The organism is Sodalis-like endosymbiont of Proechinophthirus fluctus (assembly GCF_001602625.1).
Taxonomy (GTDB): Bacteria; Pseudomonadota; Gammaproteobacteria; order Enterobacterales; family Enterobacteriaceae.
Map to the genome: position 1 here is coordinate 1,439 of NZ_LECR01000068.1, position 8,593 is coordinate 10,031.

General features: G+C 41.8%; 3 protein-coding genes and 2 pseudogenes. 2 read left to right on the top strand and 3 right to left on the bottom strand.

Annotated elements, in window-relative coordinates; translation table 11 throughout:
• Positions 1-417: pseudogene (slmA, locus tag BG74_RS06730) on the top strand (nucleoid occlusion factor SlmA); the annotation flags it as partial.
• A gap of 125 nt (positions 418-542) precedes the next feature.
• Here the strand turns inward: slmA and pyrE are convergent.
• The 3 genes and pseudogenes from pyrE to rph all read right to left on the bottom strand — a co-directional run bounded on the left by pyrE (position 543) and on the right by rph (position 4,000).
• Positions 543-1,081 (bottom strand): annotated as a pseudogene (gene pyrE / locus BG74_RS17570) (orotate phosphoribosyltransferase).
• A gap of 1,147 nt (positions 1,082-2,228) precedes the next feature.
• The gene (locus BG74_RS06735) at positions 2,229-2,546 is read right to left on the bottom strand and encodes a hypothetical protein (protein WP_187202749.1); all 318 of its coding nucleotides are present in this window, start codon (positions 2,544-2,546) and stop codon (positions 2,229-2,231) included.
• A gap of 734 nt (positions 2,547-3,280) precedes the next feature.
• Complete coding sequence (rph, locus tag BG74_RS06740) at positions 3,281-4,000, bottom strand: ribonuclease PH (RefSeq protein WP_066597436.1); 720 nt, start codon at positions 3,998-4,000, stop codon at positions 3,281-3,283.
• A gap of 126 nt (positions 4,001-4,126) precedes the next feature.
• Here rph and BG74_RS06745 point away from each other — a divergent pair, with 126 nt between their 5' ends.
• Positions 4,127-4,990, top strand: a complete 864-nt coding sequence (locus BG74_RS06745) for a YicC/YloC family endoribonuclease (RefSeq protein ID WP_066597438.1) — start codon at positions 4,127-4,129, stop codon at positions 4,988-4,990.
• Positions 4,991-8,593: the final 3,603 nt, after the last annotated feature.

Genomic DNA, 8,593 nt, shown 5'->3' on the forward strand with positions numbered 1-8,593 from the left:
ACTTTCCTAGCAAAACTCAGATGCTTGACATCCTTATCGAATTTATCAAGGATAGGCTAATTAACCGAATTAATTTTATCCTATAAGATGAGAAAGAGACTCTGAATCGGCTTCGTCTAATATTATTACTGTTTTGGCTTCGCTGAACGAAATCTAGGGCTCGCGCGCATTATGAGCGGCCACGCGCTAGCGTTTGAACAAAACTGACTTCAGCGGAGAATAAATTAGTTGTATGAGCATATCGAAGTACAACTGCGCCAGGTATTGCACGAGCACAAACTACGCGAAGGGGAAGCGATTGAGCTGGATGAGTCGCTGCTCGCCAGCCAACTGCTGGCCTTTTGCGAAGACATGCTGTCGCGCTTTGTGCGTACTGAATTTAAATACCGGCCCACGCAGGAGTTCGAGGTGCGCTAGCCACTTCTGGTAACGCAGTTGCACTGGGTTGCCGCGGCGCGGTGGATAACAGCGCTACACTGCTTGTCAACGTGAGTGCTTCACTGCCCGGCATTAAAGTGGGACGCCCATCTCACCCGTCCATCCTATATGCCATATTGTTGCTGATAAGCGATCAAATCTGTCAACGTTATGATAGCAAGAGCCTTGTAATGATAATCCCACTCCACTTCCTGAATAGCAGAAATCTCACTACTCCTTTTTTCCTACCGGTCTAGCGAAATAATCACCCGGCAAGCGTTGCCTAGTGGGCGGTAATAATGGCCATTGACTCGCGGATAGCGGTGCCTGCAGCAATAACGTCATCGATCAGCATCACTTTACCCTGGAGCGGAATACTGACCAGCGTTCCGCCTTCACCATTATCCTTAGCTTCCTTACGGTTAAAACAATAAGGGATGTCCCGTTGATACTACTCTGCCAGCGACACCGTAGTGGCGGTCGCAATCGGGATGCCTTTTCAGGCCCGAATAATAGATCGAATGGCATGGCTGAATTCACCAACGCTGCGGCATATAAACCCGCCTCAAAAATGCCAGATCTCGCCCGGTATTAAATAAACCGGCATTAAAGAAATAAGGTTGATACGTCCTGATTTAAGCGTAAGTTTGCCGAATTTTAATATCTATTTATTTAACGTATACTCGATAAATTTATGTTGGTATTCTTTCACGGACTGTAACTCCTTACCATTGGGTTGGACAAGCTGTGGAGCACAGTATTTGAAAGGTATCAGAGATGGAACGATAATAAAGTGCCTGTTACCAAGTGCCGGTATTAAAATAGCCCGGCTCTCGTTTCCATAACTATACTGTTACAGCGTCGCATTGCTAATACCGATAAGAGAGTTAGCCAGCGCGCAGGGTATAAATGTGTGATAACAGCAGAGTCTATAAAAATCTTATGCCCTCTCTCTAAGCTAAACTATTATACAATAGGTGGATTTTAAAGTGCCTGAAGTTGTCGCGCGCAACGCGGGAGAGGATATCGACGCTGCTTCTTTATCAGGATAAATCCGTAATATGTAATTGACTAAGGCTAGTACATCACTTTTCTTCATCATACGTCGTTATCATACGCCGTTAACACTTTATCAAAAGTTATGGGTAATAAATTATTATCTATAATTGTTTTTGTAAACTCCTTTGTATCTCTATCAGGAGCAGATTTATAGCAATAGCTAAGCGTTTCAAACTGCTTGCAATAGTGATTTTATTTAATGTAATCCTAATAAAAATTAATAGGATATCACAACATCAACAATATCATTCAATCCATCAATATCATTGGATTTTTTCTATCCAATTTAATACAACCAACTTTACCATCTCAAAGTAATCAATTTCTGCGATAGTAATTGTCTCGTGTATTTTTCTTTTAAATAGCGTCGCTATCCCTTAGACTGATTCATGTTCCAAATATATCTGGAACCATTTATAGAGGTTATTAAGAATTTATTTTTCCTTTACTTTTCCTACTATATATGGAATAAGATATCATTCATATTCGGATCACTAGGAATAATTTTTAATGTTTCTTAAATATTATCAGTATTATTACTGTCTATTGACTTTCTTTTTCCATCGGATCCCAATGCACGTTTTCCAGTGAAATCCGTCGTACCGTCGGCCTTCGCTTCACCTCATGCCAGCATGAGTGTTCTGAACAAGGCCGGTAGATCTTCGTTACTAGTGCTCTCGTCCACTGACGCTGTCTTGTTAGGCGATATGGTAGTATCCTTCCATTTTTTAAATCCTCTGCGCTCTTGCTCTTTAACTTCTTGATTGTAAAAATAGCTTAATATATTCTCTAAGCTGCATCTTGTCGTCAGCAGTCAACTTCGCCAACTCATTAATAAGTTCTCTCAGTGCTTTTTTCGGTTGTGACTCAATGCTGGCAAAGTTATCCGGCTTTACTGGCGTTAACTTAGCGATAGTCATATGAACAATCGTCACCACATCATCGTCGGTATGTTCGCTGCTAACGAGTTTCTGATAACCCATGTTGCCGATTACGCTTTTACACAGTTTCTTATCTTTCGCATGGAAAAATAAAGACATCGTGGAATCGACACTCCTAGCCGCAAACATAATCCGTTTACTTATCATTTCGATATTACTCTTCAAAAGAACATATTTGAACAAAAATAATTTAACTTTTTTAACTCCAATAATAATGTCACCTATCTGATCTTTTTTCTATAGGTATTATTACAGTATGCTATACTAGCATAGGTCCTCCATTTTATTATAGATTACCACACCTATCTTAATTTCTCTGAGGTCACTCAGAGAAATATATTATCTTTGCTATTTTAATTCTATCATAAATTTTAATTCATGGATAATTTTGCCTACCTATACAATTCCAACTTTTTATAGATATAATACCATTCTGCTCACGTATATAACGCAAGGATTGACTAGTCGGATGGATAGAGAATGTAGAAGATATATTATAATGGTTCATGGCCTGCTTCTTATTTATTTATAGTCAGCTATAATATATCTACATGATTTTATCTATAATATAAAAACGTTACCTGAAAATTATGCTTTTGTCATCATTAGGAGTTTATAATAATGATAGTTATTATAAACTATAATCAAAAATGCCTTTAAAAAAAAGTTAATTAAATTAATGACTTAATGATTAATTAAAATAGATTATCAAAAGTTTCTTAGCGTTATATTCTATAATACAAATTGGTATTGAATAAACTTATCATACCAGCAACGATTGGCTTATCGCCAACCAAAATTTCTCAGGCAATTTCATTGCCTAGGAGATATCGCAGGGATAAAATACCAACAGGCGTCGTGAATCAATATTCCACCAGCGCGGCTTTTTGCGCCTGGATCAAGCTACTAATGCCGCCGCGCGCCAATTTGAGCAGCGTAATAAGCTCCTGCTGACTGAAAGGCTTACCTTCAGCGGTTCCCTGCACCTCAATCATGCGACCGTCTTCCATCATCACTACGTTCATATCGGTTTCAGCGACTGAATCTTCCACATATTCCAAATCACACACCACCTCACCGGCCACGATACCGACGGAAATCGCCGCGACGAATCCTTTCATCGGGTTGGTCTTCAACTGACCTTTTTTCTGCATGCTGGCCAGGGCGTCAGCCAGTGCCACGCACGCACCGGTAATAGACGCGGTGCGGGTGCCGCCGTCAGCCTGTAGAACATCGCAATCCAGAGTAATGGTATATTCACCTAATTTGCTTAAATCCACCGCCGCGCGCAGCGAGCGAGAGATAAGACGCTGGATTTCCAGGGTGCGGCCGCCTTGCTTGCCTTTCGTCGCCTCGCGGGGACTGCGGATATGTGTCGCTCGCGGTAGCATACCGTATTCGGCGGTAATCCATCCCTGCCCCTGCCCCTTAAGAAAACGCGGCACACCCTCTTCCACCGACGCGGTACACAGCACACGGGTTTCGCCGAATGCTACCAGCACCGAACCTTCCGCGTATTGTGTAAAATGGCGGGTAATAGTTACTGGACGTACTTGCTGTACGCTTCTGCCTGCTGGGCGCATAGGGATATCTCCGGCTCGCAAATCATGGGTTGGCTGTGCATTATACGGACTTCCCCGCCTAATGCCTATCTTGTCTACCGATGCGGGGCTATAATCGCAGCAACTTCCTAATAAACGGATACGCCTATGATCCGCAGTATGACCGCCTTCGCCCAGCGTGAAATTAAGGGCACTTGGGGCACTGCCGCCTGGGAGCTGCGCTCCGTTAATCAGCGCTATCTAGAAACCTACATACGTCTGCCGGAACAATTCCGCGGTCTGGAGCCCGCCATTCGCGAGCGCATCCGCCTACACCTCACCCGAGGAAAAGTGGAATGTAATCTGCGCTTCGACATGAATCCTGACGTGCAAAGTGCACTGATCCTCAATGAAAAACTCGCTAAACAACTAGTGGAAGCTGCGCAGTGGGTGAAAATGCAAAGCGATGAAGGTGAGATCGACCCGCTAGCCATTTTGCGCTGGCCTGGCGTCATGACCACGGCGGAGCGGGATTTGGACACCATCAGTGCCGAATTACTCTCCGGACTGGACGCTACCCTAAACGGCTTTATCAGTGTCCGAGAAACCGAAGGCAACGCGCTCAAGACATTGATAGAAAAAAGGCTAGAGGGCGTCAGCGCTGAAGTAGCCAACGTGCGCCAGCAAATGCCGGCGGTGCTAGTCTGGCAGCGTGAAAGACTGCTTAGAAAACTTGAGGAGGCCCAGGTGCAGATGGACGGTAATCGTTTGGAGCAGGAACTGGTAATGCTGGCGCAACGGATAGACGTCGCGGAGGAGCTGGATCGCCTCAACGCTCATGTTAAAGAGACCTACCAGATTTTGACAAAAAAAGAGGCAGTAGGCCGCCGGCTGGATTTTATGATGCAGGAATTTAACCGCGAGTCGAACACGCTGGCATCGAAATCCATTAACGAAAGCGTGACGGCATCCGCCATTGAATTGAAGGTATTGATTGAACAAATGCGCGAGCAGATACAAAACATCGAGTAATTTCCGCACCGGTGTATTAACTATACAACCACGCCCTTTTTCTAGGGCGTATATAGTGCTACTCTTCTGGGCAATCCGACCTGTCATTGGCCGATACTCGCTTCTCGACCGAATAAACCCGAAGAAAAGTAGTAAAGGCGGCCATTCAATCGCCGAACATCAACGTCAATGGCCCGACGGAATCCAACCGTCGTAGTGAATTTTGTTTTTCCTATTTCAACGTTTTTGGCCTAGATGACACAGATCTTTATGGCATGCGTCACACTCCATAAAAGATCTGTGAGGTTACATTGTCTATGGCAGGTGGATGAATGTTTATCTAGTGACCACCTTAAACGTAAGGTTCCTAACCGGGAAGTATTGCGATTTCCTTTGAGACTGTTTTTGCTATGGTCAATATTACCTGAATGTACTCTACATGAAGAAATAAATAAAAAAGAGAGAAAACTGTAGCAGTAGAAACTTAATGCGGTAACCATCTTGAGTAACGAGTAATAATTATAATTAATCTAGCGCAATTGCCTCCTAATGTAATCTCCAGCAAGAACTACGCCGCCTACCTAATAATGCCGAGCGGGACGAAAGCCGCCTACAGAGATGATCGTAATCCATCACCTCACTGCGCTTCCAGGCCTACTGCTTCCTGGCACTACGCTTTACCTTCCTGTAGGTATTCCCCTCTGAGGTTATTCTCATCTACAATGATGACGTAATATAAAAATGTTCGTTAATATTCCCGTCTTCTCTCCTCAAAGAAATTTGCTATTTTCCGAAGGCAGCAGGAAGAGTATGGTCTGCGGATCGTTAAGCATCCTCTTGCGCTTTATCGGATGGACGCCCCGCCAGATTATGTATAAAGATATTTCCACATAGAATGTGTATTCATTAATATTTCAACCAGGACTAGTTGATTTTCTCGTTATTCTTAATAAAAACAAGAAAATCATAGAAAGAGGGTGCTATTTTCGGTGAAGTGATAGTTTCTTTTTTTCGTAAAAGCAGCACTGGAAATTTTTGTCAGAAAGATAATTAACTATGGTAGTCTTTTCCTCAGCGGATTGGCAATGGGGTTTACTTCGTAAATAAATTTTCATAGGTGAAGCCATATGGTCTTCCAATATACCCGTACACGTTTTCGACTGAGTCGATCTCTTAGGTGTAGCGTGAAAATCATTTTTTATTTTTTAGGCACCGATATATATTTATAATCGATCTATTTCCATACTTAATTTTATTGTTAAAATTAACATAGGTATTTATTACCTCTACTTATACAATCCAATCTGGAAAGTACGGCATGATTGTCCTTTATTAAAAGGTTAACTCATGAGGCAAGAGCCATCTACTTTTATCGATATAGTTGTTGAGTGATATAATAGACATCATAAACTCTTTATGTATTTTAATATTCGTATGGATTCTCTATTATTTGTAATACTAATAATTATAAAAAACATCACGATGGGAAGTTTCTCACTTGATAATGGGTATTAAATCCTAACGGGGAAATAATGCTACTCTACCTATTTAGACACTTTATTATATAAAGTCGTTACAGCGCCATTCATCTTCATTGTAAAAGAAAGAGGACTAATAAATGGTTCATAGACAGTTATATGGTTTATGAAAAATAGTGCTAAGTAGCTTAGTTTGATTACTAGTTTCAATTTATTCTACTCACTGCAGGAAAATATTGATGACATTCTTTAATTAAAGAGGTATCGTAATCATCGATATAAGTATAATGGCGCATCATGATCCTATCCATTTATTATAGTCGCGTGAATAGAGGATACGGGTAAACAATGGCTATGGTTCGGAAGTAGGTGAGTATTACCGGCAATAGAATCCGAGCTGAGGGGTAAAACTATGCCGAAAAATAAAACCAATAATCGGCCACAGACAATGGGTAATCATTAATACTAGCAATGCCTTTTACCAAATTATTGATATTGATTACGTTCAACAACTCACACCAGGCGGAAGAACCTAATCACTCAGACTCTGTACGTCACGCTTTTTCTGGAGGTAGGCATTCTATTGAAGTCGAGAATGTCATGCTGTGTTCCCTTAAGATTGTCCCATACTCAAACTCTAGGTACGGCGTATTCCTGTCCCCAGGAATGCAGTAGTATGAATACCATCCATCCCCATGACAATGCACCTACATTTCAACGCACAGATTTAATCTGAATAATCTATCAGCATCATCATCTTTCACTAATTTTTCTATAAAATAAAAATCTGTATCTTGGATCATACGGAATCTGATAATATTTAATTCTGCAAGTAAAACTGCGTTCCAGGCATTAATTTCATTGCATGTTTATTTTGCATATTGTAATAATTACTCTTTCAAAAAGACTGAAAAACTATTGTGCCGCCTCATCAAGTAAATCTAAATGGGTAAATCGATTGTAATCTTAGTCACCATGAACATGTTATAAATCGGGAAAATTTATCTAACATTTCTCATCTAGCCATCAGGCAAAATATTTTCTTTTACAGGTTATTATCAATGGCCATTTTCGCGCTATTTCTTTTGTAGCCGCGCTGTAAATTCAGTACCTGTGACAAAATGAAAGCGACTTGCTTAATAGATATATCAATACCGCACAAGGAATCACAGAGTGATATGTCATTTGTTCTTATAAATTTTCTATATAAAATAATATGATAAATCATAAATGAAATGATCTTTATCATGACATCTAACCGGTGGCAGAATAGAGGACATTTATTGGCATCTGTACTTACTAATAGGATAAAGTTCATTAGTGCTGATATATCAATGGGAAGTTTAATGCTGTCGATTAAATATCGATTCAGAGTTAATTAGTCTTCATAGAGCTTAAACGTTAGCGCGCAAAAACCTCAAGCGGCAGAGTAATGAGATTGCATGATTGTAAGGGTGCCATGCCATCCTGGCCTAATCAAATCCTACTTTGACGGTAGCATTCACGATAAGCATGCATAAGGAGGCATAATAACCACCCCTCCGTTGTGACTTTCTGGCGTTCCCGTTTCAAGTAGGCATAATGCTTATGTCGCCAGTAAGCAGCTTCTCATGCAAATAGCAAGTGACCCAGAGCCCATCGCCCCTATCGCTAAACGTCGGCTCAACCGTGAGTCACTTCTCACCTACGAAAGCAGTATTAATAGCGGCGGGTATGGAACCGTCACCCTCTTGGGACATTAAGCGACGAGGGGAATATCCCCGCCAGAATAATGCGATGACGCTTTACGGTCGAGTCTTGGAACCGGAATGACCGATACTAGCGCTTCGCTGTAAGGGTGCAACGGCGCGGCCATAGAGCAGGTTCGTCGGTGATATTTCCATAATTTTTCCTAGATACATCACTGCCACCCGAGTCCCGGTACGGGAAAATATTTTTCAGGTCATGTGCCTGCAAAAAAGTGAGTCGCCGGCCTGCGGTGAAAAGTTGATGTCATCGTGCTTAATCTCTTTTCAACAGCGGCGTTTTCATGGCTGCATTATCAGGGTTGCGCGGAGGAGACCAGATCCGATAGAAGCGGGGGAACAATAGCAGGGGGATACCCGGAATGAAATCGGTATCCCTTCAAGACGTTCCTGGACAAAAT